The 21,553-nt window shown below is 43.2% G+C and carries 16 protein-coding genes and 1 pseudogene; 14 read left to right on the top strand and 3 right to left on the bottom strand.

The genetic code is table 11. The features are described from left to right. Positions 1 to 1,050 precede the first annotated feature (1,050 nt). The 10 genes from SIB79_RS12255 to SIB79_RS12210 all read left to right on the top strand — a co-directional run bounded on the left by SIB79_RS12255 (position 1,051) and on the right by SIB79_RS12210 (position 10,604). Positions 1,051 to 2,067 (top strand): GDP-mannose 4,6-dehydratase, encoded by a 1,017-nt coding sequence (locus tag SIB79_RS12255; RefSeq protein ID WP_063404226.1) that lies wholly within the window; start codon positions 1,051 to 1,053, stop codon positions 2,065 to 2,067. Then, a complete protein-coding gene (locus SIB79_RS12250; protein ID WP_063404228.1) occupies positions 2,064 to 2,666 on the top strand; it encodes an NUDIX hydrolase in 603 nt (200 codons plus the stop codon). The genes SIB79_RS12255 and SIB79_RS12250 overlap by 4 nt, the downstream gene beginning before the upstream one ends. After that, a complete protein-coding gene (locus SIB79_RS12245; RefSeq protein WP_063404230.1) occupies positions 2,663 to 3,394 on the top strand; it encodes a sugar phosphate nucleotidyltransferase in 732 nt (243 codons plus the stop codon). Before SIB79_RS12250 ends, SIB79_RS12245 begins: the two co-directional genes overlap by 4 nt. Before the next feature lie 14 nt (positions 3,395 to 3,408). Continuing rightward, a complete protein-coding gene (locus SIB79_RS12240) occupies positions 3,409 to 3,921 on the top strand; it encodes a dTDP-4-dehydrorhamnose 3,5-epimerase family protein (protein WP_063404232.1) in 513 nt (170 codons plus the stop codon). A gap of 1 nt (position 3,922) precedes the next feature. Then, a complete protein-coding gene (locus SIB79_RS12235) occupies positions 3,923 to 4,885 on the top strand; it encodes an NAD-dependent epimerase/dehydratase family protein (RefSeq protein ID WP_063404234.1) in 963 nt (320 codons plus the stop codon). A 74-nt stretch (positions 4,886 to 4,959) separates the two neighbouring features. Next, positions 4,960 to 5,946: a kinase gene (locus SIB79_RS12230; RefSeq protein ID WP_063404236.1), complete on the top strand. Its 987-nt coding sequence runs from the start codon at positions 4,960 to 4,962 to the stop codon at positions 5,944 to 5,946. Positions 5,947 to 5,952: 6 nt separating this feature from the next. Next, positions 5,953 to 6,522 (top strand): SIS domain-containing protein, encoded by a 570-nt coding sequence (locus SIB79_RS12225; RefSeq protein ID WP_081215689.1) that lies wholly within the window; start codon positions 5,953 to 5,955, stop codon positions 6,520 to 6,522. 176 nt (positions 6,523 to 6,698) lie between these two features. Further along, positions 6,699 to 8,675 (top strand): B12-binding domain-containing radical SAM protein, encoded by a 1,977-nt coding sequence (locus tag SIB79_RS12220; protein ID WP_063404240.1) that lies wholly within the window; start codon positions 6,699 to 6,701, stop codon positions 8,673 to 8,675. Beyond that, positions 8,675 to 9,574, top strand: coding sequence for an aldo/keto reductase (locus SIB79_RS12215; RefSeq protein WP_063404242.1), 900 nt, complete (start codon positions 8,675 to 8,677; stop codon positions 9,572 to 9,574). The genes SIB79_RS12220 and SIB79_RS12215 overlap by 1 nt, the downstream gene beginning before the upstream one ends. Before the next feature lie 118 nt (positions 9,575 to 9,692). After that, positions 9,693 to 10,604, top strand: coding sequence for an alpha-1,2-fucosyltransferase (locus tag SIB79_RS12210; RefSeq protein ID WP_155724688.1), 912 nt, complete (start codon positions 9,693 to 9,695; stop codon positions 10,602 to 10,604). A 1,228-nt stretch (positions 10,605 to 11,832) separates the two neighbouring features. On the opposite strand, the pseudogene SIB79_RS12205 reads toward SIB79_RS12210, so the two are convergent. After that, positions 11,833 to 12,710: pseudogene (locus tag SIB79_RS12205) on the bottom strand (excinuclease ABC subunit B); the annotation flags it as partial. 24 nt (positions 12,711 to 12,734) lie between these two features. Between SIB79_RS12205 and SIB79_RS12200 the strand changes: the two are divergent. Next, the gene (locus SIB79_RS12200; protein WP_063405292.1) at positions 12,735 to 13,628 is read left to right on the top strand and encodes a glycosyltransferase; all 894 of its coding nucleotides are present in this window, start codon (positions 12,735 to 12,737) and stop codon (positions 13,626 to 13,628) included. A gap of 232 nt (positions 13,629 to 13,860) precedes the next feature. Here the strand turns inward: SIB79_RS12200 and SIB79_RS12195 are convergent, their stop codons facing one another. Together SIB79_RS12195 and psbZ are read right to left on the bottom strand one after the other, a co-directional pair. After that, complete coding sequence (locus SIB79_RS12195; protein ID WP_063404248.1) at positions 13,861 to 14,403, bottom strand: hypothetical protein; 543 nt, start codon at positions 14,401 to 14,403, stop codon at positions 13,861 to 13,863. A 269-nt stretch (positions 14,404 to 14,672) separates the two neighbouring features. Beyond that, positions 14,673 to 14,873: a photosystem II reaction center protein PsbZ gene (gene psbZ, locus SIB79_RS12190; RefSeq protein WP_011129459.1), complete on the bottom strand. Its 201-nt coding sequence runs from the start codon at positions 14,871 to 14,873 to the stop codon at positions 14,673 to 14,675. Positions 14,874 to 15,029: 156 nt separating this feature from the next. Between psbZ and mutS the strand changes: the two genes are divergently transcribed. Genes mutS through SIB79_RS12175 form a run of 3 tightly spaced genes read left to right on the top strand, consistent with a single transcriptional unit; the run spans position 15,030 to position 21,553 of the window. Further along, the gene (mutS, locus tag SIB79_RS12185) at positions 15,030 to 17,813 is read left to right on the top strand and encodes a DNA mismatch repair protein MutS (protein ID WP_063404250.1); all 2,784 of its coding nucleotides are present in this window, start codon (positions 15,030 to 15,032) and stop codon (positions 17,811 to 17,813) included. Between the two features lie 54 nt (positions 17,814 to 17,867). Beyond that, the gene (locus tag SIB79_RS12180) at positions 17,868 to 18,629 is read left to right on the top strand and encodes a peptidylprolyl isomerase (RefSeq protein WP_063405294.1); all 762 of its coding nucleotides are present in this window, start codon (positions 17,868 to 17,870) and stop codon (positions 18,627 to 18,629) included. Beyond that, positions 18,626 to 21,553, top strand: a complete 2,928-nt coding sequence (locus SIB79_RS12175; RefSeq protein ID WP_063404252.1) for a peptidase domain-containing ABC transporter — start codon at positions 18,626 to 18,628, stop codon at positions 21,551 to 21,553. The genes SIB79_RS12180 and SIB79_RS12175 overlap by 4 nt, the downstream gene beginning before the upstream one ends.

Below are 21,553 nucleotides of genomic sequence, written 5' to 3'. Positions count from 1 at the left end.
ATATAGAAAATTTATTGACTAAAGAGCCAAGATCAAATGATGTTGATATAGTTTTGACAATAGCACTGCCAATGTTATTTGCACAATTTTTATACACTTATTACGAGGATCTAATGAATAAGTTAAGTTCTGAAATGCTTCTTAGTTTTCATAGCAGTGCACAATCATTAACTAATAACAACTCTACTCATAAATATCACAACTAGGTTAATTCACCATTGCATCTCTATATTAATTGAAATTCGTTATCTTTAGCATATGGTTGAAATAATGAAGTAGGTTAAGAATGTCTATCTATGCACACTTATAGTTCGTCAGAAGAGCATTGAACATAGCGGAGTATTAGATTAGGACGAAGGCTTTATACATCCGAAAGATGGAGCAATTAATACAGTGTACGGACACTACTTATAATGTAGCAACTAATTTTGGTTATATTATGATATATATTATTACTAATAATTATTATATCAAGTTATTTAATTATTGTCAGAAGAGCCTAAGGCTACTTTATGTAGATGATTTATCAGGTAAATTGAGGAAGTTAATATATACTCCAGCCGGTAATTTAAAAGAGGAATTAAGATTTTGCATTAGTTTTGTAAAGTATTAGGCATCCATGAAAAGTGATAAAATAAGAAATTGTTTAATCCTCTGACTAAATAGGGTTTCGACACTTTGTATTTGCGGTTTACGAATTGAAAATCATTTGTATCTTCAAAGCTTAATAATTAACTTATATTGAAATTGCATTTTGATATAAGGTAATCTTTTAGAATTTATGAATTAGCGTTTATTGCCATATCTCTACAAGAATCATTAAAGATCCGACAAATATTATATAGTCTACCCTTAAGAGTTGGTTCAATAAATATTGAATCTTGACTAAGATAGAGCTTCGTTGGTTGTTAATGATCAAATTATGCGTGCATTAATTGCTGTGTTCTAGAATTAAGCCTAGATTACTTTTAAAAGCTTACATTGCTTACGCCTAACGTTAGAGGTGAGCATTGGTAGACTATAGTAACCTCAGAAGTAATTGTATGGCAGATGACGAAGAAGGCACTAATCACAGGTATAACTGGAATGGTAGGTTCGCATCTGGCTGACTACATATTGGAGGAGACAAATTGGGATATAGTAGGCATGACAAGATGGAGGAGCCCACTAGAAAACATATCTCACCTAGTTGAAAAAATAAATAATAAAGATAGAGTTGATCTAATATATGGAGATTTAAGAGATTCAATATCAATTGAAAATGCTATAGCCAAATCAATGCCAGACTATATTTTTCACTTGGCTGCTCAAAGTTTCCCTCAAACAAGTTTCGAATCACCATTGGACACGCTGGACACCAATATCCAAGGAACAACTAGGGTACTCGAAGGGGCACGCAAGCATGTGCCTAAGGCTACGATACATGTATGCGCATCATCGGAAGTTTTCGGAAGAGTATCTCGCGAAAAGTTACCAATCGATGAGGAATGTACTTTTCATCCAGCATCTCCCTACGCAATTTCTAAAGTTGGTACTGATTTAGTTGGGCGTTTTTACGCAGAAGCATATAATATGAAAGTAATGACAACGAGAATGTTTACTCATACAGGGCCAAGAAGGGGTGATGTTTTTGCAGAATCATCATTCGCCAAGCAAATCGCACTAGCAGAGGCTGGCTTTATAAAGCCAATAATTAAGGTGGGAAATTTAAACAGTCTTAGAACAATTGCGGATGTTCGTGATGCCGTAAGAGCGTACTATTTATTGGTGACTGTTAATCCAGTTGCAGGTGAATATTATAATATAGGTGGAACGTACTCTGCCGAAATAGGAGATATCCTGAAATTTCTAATTGGCTTATCAACAATAAAAGATAAGCTTTCAATTGAGGTAGACAAAAGCAGGCTTCGTCCAATAGACGCTGACTTACAGCTTCCTAATACAGATAAATTCAAAAATCATACTGGTTGGAAGCCGAAAATCAGCTTCGAACAAACAATGACAGATTTGCTTTCACACTGGAGATGGAAAATTAGTTCCTATGGTAATCAATATTTAATGCGATGAAAGATAGAAATCATTTCTTGGGATTTAGACCCATACTACAAACTCCATTTTTTTCTCTTGAGGAAGCAAATCACACAGCAATTGAAAATGCTTCTTACTACAGACTCACTGGTCAAGATTCAGTAATAACTTGTATTTTAGATCAAAATGATCAATTTGTTATGGTAAGACAATATAGACCTTCGTTAGAAATGTTAACTCTAGAAACACCAGCGGGAGGAGTAGACGATCATGAATCTCCTCTCGAAGCAGCTAAACGTGAAATTTCAGAAGAAACCGGACTCTCCGTGTCGATCCTTCCCATTAGAGGAAGGTACAGCTTGATGATGAATAGAACAAATATTCGAGACTATTTATTTTTTTGTATGTTCCCAAAAGAAATCCCTGGATTTAAAAAAGAACCAGAGCTCGAAATCATTAGGGTCGAAAGAAAAGAGTTGCTATTAAAGTCAATGACTGGTGAATATATGCAACTTGCCGCATTAGGACTTCTTCAAGTAACAGCTGGTATTCTGAATGTAGATATATGGCATGATTCTTATGCGGATATAGAATCGGCATTCATTCAATGCAATGATGTTATTAGAAATGATGCATGAGTTTTAGAGTCAATAACACAACAACGGCTGTCATTCTTGCTGGCGGACTTGGAACTAGATTGCAATCTGTTGTATCAGATCGGCCAAAGCCAATGGCGTTGGTAAATGGAAGGCCTTTCTTAGAACATCTAATAAAATATTGGATTGCACAAGGGGTCAAAAGATTTATAATATCAGTTGGTTATATGCATAGCACCATATTAGATTATTTTGGAGACTGCTTCTTATCTTGTAAAATAGTATATATAATAGAAAGCTTTCCGCTTGGCACCGGTGGGGCTCTGATTAATGTATTGAAGGAAACAAAACTATCCGAAAGATTTCTGTTGCTCAATGGTGACACATATTTTGAAGCAAACTTGAAAGACTTAGAGAAAGTTTCATATGAAAATGATTCAGATTGGACTTTTTCTTTATTTGTTTCGGAAGATAGAATGCGTTATAAACCAGTCATATTGGATAGACACAATATTTTAAAGTTTGATCCTGTCTCAGAAGAATATAAAAAAGGAAAATATTTGGTTAATGGTGGTATATACTTGGTTCATCCTCGAAGCTTAAAAGCCTTTATGGATTCTGAACTTCCCATATCTCTAGAAGAAACTATGTTTTCTAGAGCAGTTGATTGCGGTCAAGTCTTTACTGGTGTATTATTTAATAAACTATTTATTGATATTGGGATGCCACATGACTATTCAATGGCGCAAACGCTATTTCCATTTCGTTAATTGGTCTATTATCAATGCTTAAGATTCACAAAACATCTCTAAACGATGTAATTTTGATTGAACCACCTACAAATTTTGAAGATTTCAGAGGCTCTTATGTTGAAATATATAACCAGAGGTTATATAATGAGGCAGGGATATCGCAAGAATTTATTCAAGATGACATATCTATATCTAGGAAATATGTACTTCGTGGAATTCACGGTGACCTAAAAACCTGGAAATTAGTTACTTGTTTGCAAGGTTCATTCTATATTGTTGTCATTAACAATGATCCAAGCTCAAATCAATATAAGAAATGGGAAGGATTTACTTTGTCAGAAACAAAACGACAGCAAATTCTGATTCCACCAAAATTTGGCAACGGTCATTTGGTGATGACGGAAACGGCAATCTTTCATTACAAACAGACGAGTGAATATAATAGAAATGGACAGTTTACAATTTCTTGGAATGATCCAGAGTTTAATATTTGGTGGCCAATCACAAATCCTTTAGTTTCTTTTCGCGACAAAGGAATTGAATAATATGTTAGAAAGCTTTTACAAAGGGAAAAAAGTATTAGTTTGTGGTGCGAGTGGATTCGTTGGGAGTAATCTAACTAAGAAGTTAAATGAATTAGGGGCGGTAGTAACCGGGACTTTCTACGAGAATAAACCACAATATATGAATGATCATATTAACTATATAAGATGTGACCTTAGCTTGTTTAAAGATTGCATGCAAGCAACTCATAACCAAGATTATGTTTTTATGGCTGCCGCAAATAGTTCTGGGGCTGCAATTATTGAAAATCACCCGTTAACTCACTTGCATCCAAATATCATAATGAATGCAAATATATTAAAGGCTTCGTGCAATAATTATATAGATAAGTTTTGCTTTTTAAGCTCTAACGTAGTTTATCCACAATGCAATAAAGCAGTAGAAGAATCAGACTGTAACAACCAATTTTTTGACAAGTACTATATAGTCGCTTGGATGAAACGATTTACAGAAATCATGTGTGAAATGTATTCGTCCAAGATTTCATCACCGATGAAATCTGTAGTCATTAGACCGGCAAATTTATATGGACCTTACGATAAATTTTGTTATCCAAAGTCAAAAGTAATCCCTTCTCTTATTCGAAAGGCCATTGAGCGCCAAGTTCCACTTATTGTTTGGGGTAATGGGCTTGATGTTAAAGATTTTTTGTATATAGATGATTTTATAGAAGGTCTACTATTGTCATTTCTTTTTTCGGATGAATATGATGTCTTCAATATATCATCAGGGCAGTCTGTTACAATAAATCAAATTTTAGAAATTATAATCAACGTATCTGATTATAAAGAGGCGATCATAGAATATGATATGAACAAGCCGTCAATGATCCCTTTTAGATTAATTAGCAGTCGAAAAGTCAAGAATCTCACAGGGTGGTCGCCTAAAGTCAGTATTGAAGAAGGAATTAGCAGGACTATTAAATGGTATAATTTACATCATTGATATATTTACGAACCTGCGATATAATTACTTTAATTCATCTTCATATAGCATGTATCTCTTTATAATCCATTAAGATGCTGATTTGCAGAACTCCCTTTCGAATTTCATTTTTTGGTGGCGGAACTGATTATCCAATATGGTATCAAAGCAACAAAGGGCAGGTAATTAGCACCACAATCAACAAATATAGCTACATAAATGCAAGATGGTTGCCACCATTCTTTGATTATAAATACAGGATCAGATACTTCAAGCAAGAATATGCAACTATGCTTGATGATATTCATCACCCATCCGTAAGAGAATCAATTAGATACCTTTGTGTAAATGGAGGACTTGATTTAGTACATAATGCAGACCTTCCGGCTCAATCTGGATTAGGCTCAAGTTCGACATTTACAGTAGGAATGCTTCATTCACTGTATACATTGAAAAATTATATGCCAACAAAAAGAGAGCTAGCACTTGAGGCAATTCATGTAGAGCAGAATATAATTGGAGAATTTGTTGGATCACAGGATCAAGCTTCGGCTGCATTTGGAGGTCTGAACCATATTAAATTCAACAGCTTACAATCAATAGATGTAGATCCTGTAATAATATCAAAAGAAAGAAGTAAAATGCTAGAGGAAAATCTACTATTATGCTTTACAGGCTTTGCGCGAACTGCTTCCACAATCGCAGATCATCAGATAAAGAGTACAAAGCATAAGTATAATGAATTGAACTCGATAAACCAACTTACTGAGCATGCCCTATCTATTCTCACTAATGAGAAAGTTTCTATTGATGAATTTGGTTCACTCTTAGATGAGCAATGGAAGATTAAGCGATCTCTCACGAAATTTATTTCAAATAAACGAATCGATCATATGTATGACGCAGGCTTGGCCTCTGGTGCGTTAGGAGGCAAACTTCTTGGGGCAGGAGGTGGAGGTTTTATGTTGTTTTATGCTCCAAAAGAAAGACATAAAGCGATAAAAAAATCATTAGACGAAAAAATGTTTGTTCCTTTTCGTTTTGAATCTACAGGGTCTAAAATAGTGTATTTTACTCATTGAATCATTATGAAAGACTATCTACAGAAACATTATGCATATGTTGAGGATTTAATGGACGACAAATCCTTCCAGGCTAGAGTTTTTGATACTATCAACTTGATCTCTGACTGCTTGCTAAGAAATGGTACTGTATATGTTTTTGGTAATGGTGGTTCAGCAGCTGATGCGGTACATATATCAGCAGAACTTGTTGGTAAATATCTTATCGACAGGAAAGCCTTAAATGTCATTTGCTTAAATTCAAACACATCAATCTTGACAGCCTTAAGTAATGATTATGATTTTTCTACAATCTTTTCTAGACAGTTAGAGGCCCATCATCAAGACAAAAATGCTGTGTGCTGGGGAATATCCACGAGTGGTAACTCCAAAAATGTCATTGAAGCGTTTAAATATTCAAAATCTTCTGGCATTAAAACAATTGGACTTACAGGTCAGGATGGCGGCGAGTTAGCGGAGTATTCAGATATCCTTCTTAATGTCCAATGCTCAAAAACTCCTTTTATTCAGCAACTTCATCAAATTATCTATCATTACATATGTGAAAAAGTTGAGGAAAGGGCTTCATTCTTATAGGTAAAAGGGTATTTCAATACACTTATATGTATTGAACATGAAATGCTATAACAGTAGTGGCCATCATCTCCAATGCTAGGTATTAGGGGTTCATGGCGTTATGCTATTAGTTAATGATAGGATAAAGATTAAAAATCATTTCCCCTTATCATTGCCTCTGTGGAGGGAGCTTTACTATGAGAGTTAAAAATGTCAGTCTCATACAGATTAACAATTCCTTTTCTGGCCAAAATTACCTACCTTATTCAGCTGCGATATTAGCAACATATTTCAAGTTCACCTCTTCTGCTTGTGATCAATATTACTTTAATCCATATATTTATAAACGCGCAAATATTTCAACGATTCTAGCTGCTTTAGAAAATACAGATGTACTAGGACTAAGCCTTTATGCTTGGAATACTAACTTATCGTTAGAAGTTGCCAAGAGGTTTAAGACCCTAAATCCCAATGCACTCATATTTGCTGGTGGGCCATCTGTTCCTGATTTATCCGAGGGATTCCTGCGTCGTCATCACTTTATAGATATTGCGCTACATAATGAGGGCGAAGTATCTATGAAGATCTTATTGGAAGAATTCATTGAAAACAAGAACTTTTTCAATGTACCTTCTGCCAGCTTTATTTATGAAAACAATTATATAACAACTGATAGAGCACCAAGAATTAAAGATCTAAGTACAATACCATCACCATTTTTATCAGGAGGATTTGAATCCTTATTTAAGCAAAATCCTAATGAAAATTGGATTGGTCTGTGGGAAACGAATAGGGGATGCCCATTTACATGTACCTACTGTGACTGGGGTTCGGCTACTGGTTCCAAAATAATTGGTGTATTCCCAGAGGAAAGGCTTCAAGAAGAAATGAACTGGTTTAGCACAAATAAAATAGAATTTATTTTTTGTTGCGATGCAAATTTTGGCATGTTTTCTCGTGATCCGAAAATAGCCAGAATGGCTGGATTAACAAAAGAAAGAACTGGTTATCCACATGCTCTTTCTGTTCAAAATACAAAGAATAGTACAGATAGGTCTTATGAAACACAAAAAATACTATGCGACTTTGGACTAAATAAAGGGGTTACTCTATCGATGCAGACAATGTCTGATGAAGCACTTAAAAATATCAAAAGATCAAACATACGGCTTTCATCGTATTTTGAACTGCAAAAGCGATTTAAATCTGATGGTGTGCCAACTTACTCCGATCTTATCTTGGCGCTTCCAGGTGAAACTTATGATAGTTATCTTTCAGGAATGTGCAAGCTTATAGAGTCAGGTCAACATAACAGAATTCAGTTTAATAACCTTTCCATTCTTCCAAATGCAGAAATTGCTCGGCCTGAAGAAAGGTCAAAGTATGGAATAAAAACTGTAATTTCGGATATCGTAAATATGCACGGATCCTTGTGTGAAGAAGATGAACTGACTCGTGAAAAGCAAGAGTTAGTGATCGAAACAGCTTCTCTTTCCGCTTCTGATTGGAGAAAAGTTAGATCATTATCTTGGCTTACTGCCTTTTTATATTTTGATAAAATCGCTCAAGTTCCACTTGTTATTGTTAATTCTATATTCTCTTTACCAATTTCCGACATATTAGATTCGTTCGTCAATATCTCCACTGATTATCCATTGCTTAATTCTTTGATATCATTTTTAGATAATGAAGCAATGAACATTAGCCGTGGATCCGCTGAATATATTCACTCTGCAACTTGGCTTGATATTTACTGGCCGGTTGATGAATACCTTTTTATAGATTATTGCACGAATAATAAGTTGAAACAGTTTTACAGTGAAATTTCAAGTCACCTTTTTTCTCTCGTCAATCATTCAAATAATGAGTATTTCCATCACATCGGGCCAGACGCCTCAAAAGAAATAATTAATGAATCAGTAAATTTTAACCATTGGCTACTTAATACGCCATTTTCATTTGAAAAATCTCAATTTTCTCTATCTTTCAATATAGATGAATGCTACTCTTCTCATATTGAAGGTTGTTTTGTAGATCTCACACGGAACTGTCGAAGGTTTATGTATTCGAGGAATAGTAAGTGTTATACTGATCTTAATGACTGGCTTAGAGAAGTGGTTTGGTATGGAAATAAACGCGGTTCTTATCTAAGATCCTTTGACATTATCAAATAATGAATATTTGTCTAGGTATTTACGCTATTTCAAAATATCATAATGATCTATCAGGGTATGGTGTAGTTACTAAGGCTGAGGCTCTAGATATTTTATTTACTTCACTACAGAGAAACATTACACTTATTGATACAGCTCCAGGGTATGGGAATGGCAGAGCAAGTACTCTTTTAAAATTGTGCGCTGATAATGGCTACAACTTTCAAGTAAATACAAAAGTTGGTCTCGATATTGATACTGGCAAATTTTCAACTGATTTAATTACATATCATTTAGAGCATATTGCTAAAACTAAACCAATTGATTATAAGACAATTTTTTTACATAATCCACCCTCACAATTACTCAATGATTTAAATTTTCTAGAACATTTTTCTTCAGTCGTGCGTGATTATCTAGGCTCACAAATTAAAGTGGGAATATCGCTAGGCAGTCCTAATGACATCATCAATATTCACCCATGTTTTCATTTTCAGGCAATACAATGCAACTTAAGCTGGATAGATCTCAGACTTCTTGAGTATGCTAGCTCCCTTGAATCTCTTGAAGTATACCCTCGTTCGATTTTTGGATCAGGGCTCATTCCTATCTTATTATCTCAATTAAATTCCTCAGATGAGTTTGATTTATCCTCTATCAATTTTCCAGTCAATGATATTAGAAGTAATTGGGACTTAGACAATCTTTTATTACGTCTTTCACCGGATATTGATCGGCTAAAAAGAATTTCTAGATTTCTTAAATCTACAGATCCCTCTATTATTGCTACGTCCTTGTATGAACATTTACCTTTTTCTACTATTCCAATTATTGGCTGCATGAATACTCAGGAGTTAGTTCAAACCGTTAGCGCTTTTAAGCTATCTCATTCTAGAGACTTAAAAAAATTTCTTGTCTAATCTATTGATTTTTTATACTCCTAAAATTTTATATTTTGCTGGTCCATATCTAACGCTACATGCGTCGCTAAGTTTATTGTATTATTGATATATTCCTTCCAGCTAGCAAGTGAAGTATTTGGTTTCTTCGCCCGATCGTTATGGTAGATTTGGACATCAAACAAACTCGATAATTGCCGCTTATTTATTAGCATATATTTCAAGCTCCAAATTAATATTACCAAGATATATGTATTTCTGCGATAAGTGGAATAACGTAATTGATTGGACTAAAAGTAAATATATTGTTTCTTCGATTGAGAAGCCTGTTTCTGATATAGCATATATAGAAGCAGATCGAATAGATGGGGTTGGAAGTCGCAGATGGGACTTTCATTCCATCACAAACCTTGTCCATGTCATAAAACTTATTGAGACAAGGCCTAATAATACTATCACATTTTTACCCTTTGACCAGAGTGGAGGTTGTCTTTACAATCTTTTAAATCTTCCTTTGATAAAATATGACTTAGCCAAAATCTTTAACGTAGAAGCTACGACAAGCCTAAACAAGTATATTTGCATTCATATACGACGAGGTGATGTAAGTGATACCAAGCATCCGAGCTGGTTTGTTGACAATGATTTTTATCTTAATCTATTATCTTCTATCAATATAGTGGCGCCTTTAGAAATACCTATAGTGATATGTACACAAGGTGATGCATCTTGGATTGATATTGTGGCCAATCAATTGGTCAGGCAAGGGCGTCAGATTTTCGTCTCAACTATCATGGATTCATGGATTAATTCAAATGAAATTAATGATTTTGCTTTAATGCTCAATTCCGACGTATTGTTCATGGCTGGATCTAGCTTTTCTCATATCGCTGGTTATTTTGGAGGACATGGACTATTATTCGATATTGACAAAGGTGGCACTAGTTACCAGCACAAAGTTCACCATATCTGTAGCTCACCTCAAAAATTAGAAGCATCCCTAGAGGATATAAAATGTATACTGAAAGACTATTATATGATCGATATTTGATTGCATCTAAATCTGTATTTAACTTATCAATGTTTTGAGAGAGTCACATAACCAGTGTTAATTGACTTTAAACGTGCATCAAAGATGAAAATCATGAGCCTCTATTCTTTGAGAATTCTGCAGGCAAAATATGATTAACATTAGAACCAAATTGCTTTTCTATGGCTATATAATCAGACTTTCTAATGGCATGCATCCAAGAAAGATCAGAAGGTTAACGAAATCACAACGATCATATATAATCTGAGATTAGGCAGCTGAAGCTAACTCCCTATCTTTTCAGGGCTCGCCAAGTCATGATTTTACATACCTTGCTTTTTGATTAGTGGGCCAACCAATCCTGCTGCCTCAACCGGTCATGAGTCCATATATTTGACATCAGGTGATTAAAGGTTCAAGGTCCTTATCGGTGCAGCAGCCATAGGTGTTGCTCCTTATCCAACTGCAACAAAGAAATGGTGCAACTGCCGCTTAGTTTTCTTAACTTACAGTGACTCTTGCTAAATGCTTAACTTACCAGTATGGCGATTGCGTCAGTGCCAAGGACCTCGGCTTCTGGCCTACTTAGGCCAAACAACGGCTTCTAACTACTAGGACCTCTATAGACTTACCAAACCGCGGAGCTCCAAGATTCGATGATGCTTACCTTCACCAATGCGATACTTGGCGAGGTGAATTTAAGAATTAGTGTAACTGTGCACTTTATATTTGCCCTCTCGTTTTTCATTATCCCTCAGCAAACCGCTATCAAACTCCCAAGCTTGAACTATTGACGGTGGGAAGCCTTGAGCCTCACCATCCCAAACGTAGGGAGATTGTGACTGATTTGTTGGCTTGAGAATGTATCCCGTTCGATAGCGCCACAAATGATCAACTGGGACACCGGTGTCACTTATCACCGCCTCCACTCCCTTACTGGCCTCTAAGACCACCACTTCAAAGTTAGGATTCTCTCTTCAGATTAAGGCGCCAAGGTTGATCACAAGCTGATCGATCAATTCGGGCCAAACCGGCATCGGAGTCAAGGCCATCGACAGTCCTCCCAACGATCTCAACCAAATCCTAGTCAGCGCCATATTTTTTTGTAAGCGCAGGGCTAACTCCAAAAAAGGGAGCTCGAATTGCTGTCTCTCTTGCCCGCAGGCTTTGACAAGATGCCATACGCTTGCTGTAAGTGGTCTTCAGCACCCGCTATTGCGGGCTTAATCACCCTTGAAATCACTTGCTATTGAGCACAGGTCACATGACTTTCTTCAACAATCATCAGCCAATCACTTGGGAAGTAATCAATCTAATATTTGGGCGGCGCTCCCTGAGGAAGACCAGCAAGATGTCGCGCATAGTTCTCGACACCATTACAATAGCCAACCTCCCATGACATCTCCAATTCATAAGCCTTACTTTGCTGAAAATACTGAGCTTCCAAAAGTACCTTAACCATTGAAAACATCCAAGCGATCCCGCAACTAATCTCTAATCACCTACACAGCCACCGAAAGGCGATCCTTTAGCGTCACAAATATTTTGCAGAATAAACATTAATTGTCTCTAAAAGCTTAAACATTTCGGCTTTGGTGGGGTCAGCATAACGAATGAGCACAATCTCATCGCCAAACAACTAAATACGAACCAAGTGATCCTCATAATCAGGGCCAATCTTAGACACATCCCCTTTCACACGAAAGCGACCACGACCAATCTCCAAATAATTGTGATCATATTAGTTATTAACCATTTCTCGCAGCAAGCTACGCAAATCAAGAATAACTCCGGCCTAAAATTTAACTGGTGCATTGAGATATTTACTAGGAATTCCTAAACCATACATATAGCTAATTGAGGCCAAAGCAATCAGATCACGTCGCTCAAATAAAGCACGGGATACCAAATGACTAGACATCTCAGCTTCTTCATTAATGGAGGCTATTTTGGCAAATGCGTATTACTGACCAGCCAATAAGACTCGAGCTGAGGATAACTGTAACAAGAGATGAAATATTCAATGTAATTATTAGTGAAAACCTTTCCCAACTCATTACAAAGCTGTACCACAAGCGTTTTGTTATGCGCCAAAGCAAGAGCCGGCCTGCAAGTCTGGGTAATCAGTTTTTTCCGCTTGAGAATCAAATAATGACTGTAACCACCATCCTTTTTCACTACGGAGCCTTTCAACCGCTCTGGCAGCAACAAGGGCTTTTGCAAGCAGGCCCACAGATCGCAAACCAACCCCATGGACTTTCAGTGCCAAATCAAAGAGTCGACACACTCATCTCGGCTCTTCAGTATCGAGGTCTGCCCATAAAGGGTGTACTGCTGCACTACACAGATCCTTTTCTAATTCGCTCTGCACCTCTACGAGGCTTAAGGGAGTGGCCAGGACCCCGACTACTCGCCTGCGGTGATCTGCACCATGGCTCTCAACCAATCAACTCGCTAGCCGATTACCTCACATCAGAATCCCATGACGCTGTGCTGTTGACTTTCAATCCTGCGCTGGTTGATGAAGTCAGTCGGCGAGTCTCAATACCGGTACGCGCCCTTCCGCCGACGTTTTTCCGCTACCCAAGGGCTATCCCGGACACTCATTCCCAGCGCCTAGAGCTCCTGCACGTGGGCAGCCTTGGGCCTCATCACCCCCAACGCCGAGAATTAGTGACGGCTTTGCATTCACGCGGGCAAGTGCCATGTCGCCATGCAACGACAAACACCGCGGAAGAAGCTGCAGAGCTTTATGCGCAGCATTGCCTAGTACTGAATGTGCCACTAAATAACGACCTCAATCACCGCTTCTTCGAAGTGATGGCCGCAGGTGTCCCCCAAGTGGTGTTTGGCGACCCTGGACTTGTGGGTGATTACCTAGCACTGGCAGAGCGGCCAGATGTGTTTTGGGCCTCGTCCATAGAGGAACTAGAAACATTAGTGCTGAAGTTATTTGCCGAACCCGAGAAACTAAGAAGCATTCCTGTCAATCCGCCGACCTATTTGGCGCTAAAAGAGCTTCTCAAAGCTGCACTGGCTCCCTAAAGCTAAATCATCAAACTAGAGGCTAGAAACAATAAGTAAAATAAAATGCTAATCAGGAACGAGCTATTGTTCAAAAATATTAGAAATAAATTGCTACTCCAATTTGAATGCTGGTCAATTATCAATTCCTAATGCTTCCCACTTTGATTTACTACAAATATCGATTGGCAGCCCACAACTTATATTTAAGTAGCAGCATTAATCCCTAAATTTCAATCCACTGGCTTAATAATCAACCCGGCACCGGCGTCGCCCTTAGCATGCGCAGTACATAGCCCGCACTGTTCTGATAGTGATAAGCCTCGGCTTCTTGTATTACCCCGGTGCTCTCTATGAGCTGAGCTGATGCAGGCCAACCCAACGGTGGCACGCCCTTAAGGTCACCGTGAATATGCTGCAGCACATGAATAAACTCATGGCTAATCAACTGGCAGCGCACTTCAGCGCTCATCGGCCTTGGTTTCAAGGTGATCATGCCCAAACGGCCATGTTCTGCTCGATAGGTGGCGTCTTTACCCTGCAATTGAGGAGTACCTGAAATGACCTTGATACCAAGACGCTGTCCCTCCAATAGCAAGTCCTGATCAAGTGAAGGGTCCTGATCACAAGTGGTGCCCGTTCCAGGAGGAGGCACAGTCAAGTCAGGGAGTTGTTGTTGCTTCTCCTTCTGGATCAACACCTCAGCCGAATGAGGAGATTGAGAAGTAACCGCCAATCGCCAGCTGCCGATCAACAACACGCTGAGCGGCAACGCCAACGGCAACAAGCTACGCATGCGTCATGATCAAGGCTGCACGGGTGACGTCCACATCAACTAGTCAAGCACCTGCAAAACAATCATCCTTCTCAGAGGGTATGGGGCCCCAAAGAAGCTGGCACTAAGCAGGCAATTCTTTAGGCGGAAACAATCAATCAAACAAGTGACCAATCCAAAGGCGATGGTCGTGATCCGCCAATTACAAATCAAGGGACCTGGCTAAATCAAGCCAAATTTAAGGATGTGATTGCCCAAAGCGGACCAAGATCAAGCTTCAAGTGATGGGCTCAAACCACCAAGAAGCTGATTGCTCCGTTGAGCAAAACAAGATGGAACCAAACCCCACCAATGATTTCGATCTTCTTGATTTCAGGGTTGCGGCGATCGCCAGGGTTTTTTTGGGTTGCATAAAGCACCGGAATCCCAACAACCAAAAGCAATGATGCGAACAACAGGGCGTTCACAGCGATGTCGGAAATGATCTGCATGGAGTTGAGGCGGCGGAGCCAATGCTCTGATCTTTGAAAATTCTCCCACGACGCCGAGGCTTCTCATGAAAAGGCCTCCACGGGTGTCGCGAGGCTTCACATCCTGCCCAGCACAACAGCCTTACGATGCCATGTATTTACTGGCAGGATTCGCCGATGGCTGCCAACGCTGAGTCGTTGCAAGGCAGTCTGTTTGGTGATGTGGAACCGCAGGCAAACGCTGAAAGCTGCCAAGAAACCGTTACTAGGGCTCTGGGTATCGATCTCTCTGATCAAGAACTCGTCAACGAATCACTGAGACGACCCCGCAATCGACATAAGCCAACATCCGTTCCAACCATCCCACTTGATTCTGAAAGCCAAGAGCAACTCGAAACAGCCGATCAAGACAACGACCTGCCCGCCTGGGCACACCACAGCCTTGTTGACCCTGCGCAGCTCACGCCAATGCTTCGTCACTACGTGGAACTCAAGGCCAAACATCCCGAAAGGATCTTGCTCTACAGACTCGGCGATTTTTTTGAATGCTTTTTTGAAGATGCCATTCAGCTCTCAAGGCTGCTGGAGCTAACTCTCACAGGCAAGGAAGGAGGTAAAGGGATCGGCCGTGTGCCGATGGCAGGCGTCCCCCACCACGCTGCAGAGCGCTATTGCGCCGAATTGATCCACCATGGGCTAAGCGTGGCCATTTGTGACCAACTGGAAACAACCCCAAGCAAAGGCGCACTACTCAAACGTGACATCACCAGGGTGCTCACCCCAGGCACAGTGCTGGAAGAAGGCATGCTTACAGCTCGCCGCAACAATTGGTTAGCAGCAGTTGTGGTTGAGCCAGCCCAGGGCAACCGACCGTTTTGCTGGGGTCTAGCCAACGCCGATGTCAGCACAGGCGAATTCCTGGTCACACAACGGGAGGGGAGCGCTGAGCTGCACCAACACCTGAATCAGCTCGAGGCTTCTGAACTGATCATTGCTCAACAGATCGAAGAAAGCAGCAGGCCTGCCTGGTGTCCAGAGCAGCTATTCCTGACAACGATGGCCACTACCCCCTTCAGCCAGCCTGAGGCCGAGCGCACGCTGCTCAATCATTACCGGCTCAGCACCCTTGACGGTCTAGGGCTGCAAGAGGTGCCTTTAGCACTAAGGGCCGCCGGAGGACTGCTGACTTATCTAAGGGACACCCAACCCCTTGCTGAAAATGTCGCTGACGGCATCGCCCCGATGCCCCTGGAACATCCGCTCACAGTTTTCGCCGGCGATGCCTTAGTGCTCGACGCCCAAACCCGACGCAACCTAGAACTCACAAGCACTCAACGGGACGGCCAGTTTCAAGGGTCACTGCTGTGGGCCGTAGACCGTACCCTCACCGCAATGGGAGCCCGCTGCCTGCGTCGCTGGATCGAGGCCCCCCTCCTAGACAGCAAAGCGATCCGCGCCCGTCAAGCAGTGGTGAACCATCTCGTGGAGACACGCTCCCTGCGGCATTCACTGCGACGCTTGCTACGAGCGATGGGAGATCTAGAACGGCTGGCCGGCAGGGCAGGTGCCGGTCATGCTGGTGCCCGTGAGCTAGTGGCTATTGCCGATGGCATTGAACGATTACCACTGCTAGCAGAGCAACTACACAATGCATTGAGCTCTGCCCCACACTGGCTCGACAACTTGCTGACTCTGGATAAGAGCCTGCCAAAGCTGGCGGCGAGTATCCGCGAGCAATTGATCAATAACCCACCGCTCAGCCTCAGCGAGGGAGGCCTCATGCACGACAACGTCGATCCGCTGCTAGATGGCCTGCGCAATCAACTGGATGACCAAGACACCTGGCTTGCAGGTCAGGAAGTCCAAGAACGCAAACTCAGTGGCAACCCTAATCTGCGCCTGCAATACCACCGTACCTTCGGCTACTTCCTAGCCGTAAGCAAAGCCAAGGCTTCCATGGTGCCGGACCACTGGATCCGCCGGCAGACCCTGGCCAATGAGGAACGCTTCATCACTCCAGATCTCAAAACCCGTGAAGGGCAGATCTTCCAGCTCAGAGCAAGAGCCTGCCAACGGGAATACGAACTGTTCTGCCAGTTGCGCGAGCAAGTGGGAAAACAGGCAACTTCAATCCGTAAAGCAGCCCGGGCAGTAGCAGGACTCGATGCGCTAGTCGGGCTAGCAGAAGTGGCCGCGACTGGAGACTATTGCTGCCCAGAAATCGATAACAGCAGAGAACTACAGCTCAAAACCTGCAGACACCCAGTGGTGGAACAACTACTAGTAGAGAGATCCTTCATCCCTAACGATGTAGAACTTGGCAAGGACATCGACCTCGTCGTACTCACAGGCCCAAACGCCAGTGGCAAAAGCTGCTACCTGCGTCAAATCGGCCTCATACAGTTGCTAGCCCAGGTGGGTAGTTGGGTACCTGCAAAGCAGGCCCGTGTTGGCATCGCAGACCGCATCTTCACCCGCGTCGGCGCCGTCGATGACCTAGCGGCGGGACAATCCACCTTCATGGTGGAAATGGCAGAAACGGCCAACATTCTCCATCACGCCAGCGATCGTTCCTTAGTGCTTCTCGATGAGATTGGACGTGGCACCGCCACCTTTGATGGCCTTTCGATTGCCTGGGCGGTGAGCGAACACCTGGCAACAGATATTAGAAGCCGCACTGTGTTCGCGACCCACTATCACGAACTCAACGGGCTGAGCCAAGAGCTGACCAATGTCGCCAATTCTCAAGTTTTGGTGGAGGAAACAGGCGCCGACCTGGTTTTCCTGCATCAGGTGGCCGCAGGCGGTGCAAATCGCAGTTACGGCATTGAAGCTGCCCGTCTAGCTGGTGTGCCTGATGACGTGGTGCTACGAGCAAGGCAGGTGTTGGCTCAGCTCCAAGACGATGACTCATCTCTCCCAGCCCTGCCAAGCGCGAAAACAATCAAAAGACAATACTGAGAACCTTTCGACTAAACACCGACCAACTAGCCTCAATTGGCACCCAAGAACATCGTGGCCGACCTCCAAGAGACCGTTCGGGAGAGCCTCAACAAGCTCCCTAAAGACATTGTGGTTCTGCTTCGCAATAAAAACCTGTTGAGGTCACTCGTCCAGAGGATGATCATTGATCAAGCCTGCGCAGCTGTTCAGTTACCGGCAGAAAAACTAGATCAGGCGATTGCGAGCTTCTGCGAGCAGCATGGGCTAAATGATGAGGACCGTCTCGAGCGATATCTCTCTCATCAAGGTCTGATCAAGCCAGACCTCATTCATCAACTTGGGATCCCTTTGAAAGTTCAATATTTAAGTCTTAAAGAATTCAGCGCCAAAGCCGAAGCGCACTTCCTGAAACGCAAGGAAGAGCTTGATCAATTCACCTACAGCTTGCTGCGAGTTGAGGATGCTGATCTGGCCCATGAGCTTTACCTGCAGATCGAAGCAGGAGAAGCCGACTTCACGGTGCTGGCAACTGAACATTCCCAGGGCCGAGAAAGAGCGTCCCACGGCCTCGTAGGGCCTGCAAGCCTAGGCAGAGCCCATCCCCTGCTTCGCCAGCGCATGCGCACAGCAACCCCAGGAGTCTTGTTGGAACCTTTCAATATTGAGCATTGGTGGGTAATAACACGCCTTGAAGAGCGACAACTGGCCACATTTGACTCCAATATGCAAAAACGCATGGCGATCGAATTATTCGATGACTGGGTTGAACAACAAACCAATGACCTGATCTCAACTCTGCGCGGCGATCAATTTGAGACTGGTGCCCTCACATGACACTGGCCACCCCCAACTACCCCCTTGCTCCACTGCAAAACGCTTTAAAAAGCAAAGGTGAGCGACTGAAGTTTCAAATCGGTCAATCCCTATGCGAAGAGAATTACCTCCCTGGTCATGTGTTGCTGATCGAAAGCGGCACCGCCCGTCTGCTTGGTAGCAGTGATGGTCGCTTAACCACACGGATCAAACTTGAGTCCGGCGCCTTAATCGGAGCAGCCTCTCTACTAAGAGGTGAATCTTGCGAAGCCGTGCGAGCTGCAACAGAGCTTGTGGCTTGGAGCATCACAGACGCAACCTTCCAACAGCTCTACAACTCTGAAAAAGACATTCGAGACTGTTGTGAGGCTTATCTCTGGGACGCAGAAGTCGCTGCCCTTCTCCAGGGGATCCGAGCAAGCACAGCCAAGAACCACCATTCCCTGGAGGCATGGCTGAAGGTCCTCGGCCCTCTGGCCATATTAATTAGCGCGAATAACGATGAAGCAGAAGCAGCCCTAAACAATGGCAAACGTCTATTCCTCGCCTCGTCGATACCCAGCTGCCCGATCAACACTGAGCTGGACTCAATCGCAGCAATTCGCGAGTTAAGCAAACCCCAATCTGGTTTCTGCCTAAGGCTGATTGCCCTACCAGCCGACTCACTAGCCACTCTGCTCAGACCAGCAGTCGATAGCAAGAGCAATAGCACTCTGCAGAACGACGAAGAGACCCCTGAGAAAGCACTGTCACTCGCACCATCAAGACCACCCGTCAGCAGCCTCAATAGCCCCTCAAGCTCCGAAGACTTCTTCGTTGGCGGTCAAGGCCCACTCCAAGAAACCCTGGCCTGCTTCCAGATGCTGGCCAAGCTGATGAAGCTGCCATTCAGACGCGACTCGATCGAGAAAATGCTGCGTGACAGTCTGCGCCGCGGCCAAACGCCCACCCTGCGAATGTGCGGCCAGATCGCAGCCGGGCTTGGCTTGCACGTTGCTGGAGCCAAGGTACCAGCCCTGATGGGCACTCGCTTACAGACGCCCACCTTGGTGCCATGGCAGCAAAGCTTTGCTCTAGTAACCCGCAGCGATCAACTAGGCCTCACCCTGGCCTCACCAAGCGAGGGTTTTATCAAGCTAGATCCGAGTCAGCTGGAGGAAGCCTTTCCTGAAGGTATCGAACTACTGCTACTCGACCGTTCCAACACCACTCCTGAGCAGGCCTTTGGTCCGAGTTGGTTCTGGCCAGCACTGCAGCGCTATAGGGGTGTCTTAATCCAAGTCTTGATAGCAGGTTTCGTGGTCCAGCTGTTCACGCTGGCCAACCCCCTATTGATCCAAGTCATCATCGATAAGGTCATCAATCAACGCAGCCTCGACACACTGCAGATCCTTGGCTTTGCCCTTGTCATCGTGACTGTCCTGGAAGGTGTGTTGGGCAGTCTCAAAACCTTTCTCTTCGCTGAAACCACCAACCGCATCGACCAACGCCTAGGCGCTGAAGTGATTGACCACCTACTGCGTCTACCACTGGGCTATTTCGACAAGCGCCCAGTTGGCGAATTGGGCTCAAGGGTGAGCGAACTGGAGAAGATCCGCAACTTCCTCACCGGCCAAGCATTGACCACCCTGCTTGATGCTGCCTTCTCTGTGATCTATGTGGTGGTCATGGTGATCTACAGCTGGCTGCTGACCCTGATTGCCTTGGCTGTATTACCGATTCAAATCGGACTCACTCTGTTGGGAGCACCTCTTTTCCGGCGTCAATTCCGACAAACTGCCGAGGAAAATGCCAAGACTCAAAGCCACCTGGTTGAGGTGCTAACAGGCATCCAAACAGTGAAGGCTCAGAACGTAGAAATGATCAGCCGTTGGAAGTGGCAAGAGCGTTACGGCCGCTACATCAGCCGAAGCTTCGAAAAAACAATTAGTGGCACCGCACTCAGCCAAACCAGTCAGGTACTTCAAAAAATCTCCCAATTACTCGTGCTTTGGGTAGGCGCAAGCATGGTTTTGGCTGGAGAGCTAACCCTTGGACAACTGATCGCCTTTCGCATCATTTCCGGCTATGTCACCCAACCGCTGCTAAGGCTCTCAACCATCTGGCAGAGCATCCAAGAACTGAGGGTGAGTTTTGAGCGTCTTGCTGATGTGATCGACACCCCTCAAGAATCAAACGACCTTGATAAAGGCAAAGTTCCACTACCACCGCTTGAAGGAGATGTGAGCTTTGAAGATCTCAGCTTCAGCTTCAGCAAATCGGCAGCACCAGTCCTGAAAGACATCAGCCTAAACATCAAGGCCGGTACCTTTGTGGGCATCGTCGGTCAGAGCGGCAGCGGCAAGAGCACATTGGTGAAGCTGCTGCCTCGTCTCTATTCCCCAGATCAAGGCCGCATCCTGATCGACGGCTATGACATCGACAAAGTGGAGCTCTACTCCTTACGACGCCAGATCGGGATCGTGCCGCAAGATCCTCTGCTGTTTTCAGGCTCGATCAGCGAAAATATTGCGCTCACGCAGCCTGATGCCGATAACGACGAGATCATCATGGCTGCAAAGTTGGCAGTCGCTCACGATTTCATCATGACACTACCGAGCGGCTACAGCACACCGGTTGGGGAACGGGGCTCTTCCTTAAGCGGAGGGCAACGTCAACGGATCGCCATCGCGCGCACGCTCTTAGGCAATCCCAAGCTGCTGGTGATGGACGAAGCCACCAGCGCCCTCGATTACGAAACCGAACGCAAGGTTTGCGACAACCTCGTCAACGCCATGCATGACTGCACGGTTTTTTTCATCACCCATAGGCTCTCCACCGTTCGTCGAGCCGACGTAATCGTGGTGATGCATCAAGGGGCAATCGTGGAAATGGGCACTCACGAAGCCTTGATGGAAAAGCGAGGTCGGTACTACGCCCTCTATCGCCAACAGGAGTCGAGCTGA

Origin of the sequence: Prochlorococcus sp. MIT 1342, from assembly GCF_047304495.1 — a bacterium.
Lineage (GTDB): Bacteria > Cyanobacteriota > Cyanobacteriia > PCC-6307 > Cyanobiaceae > Prochlorococcus > Prochlorococcus marinus_D.
Note: the sequence above shows the minus strand (reverse complement) of the source record. Positions and strands in the feature narration are given on the sequence as shown.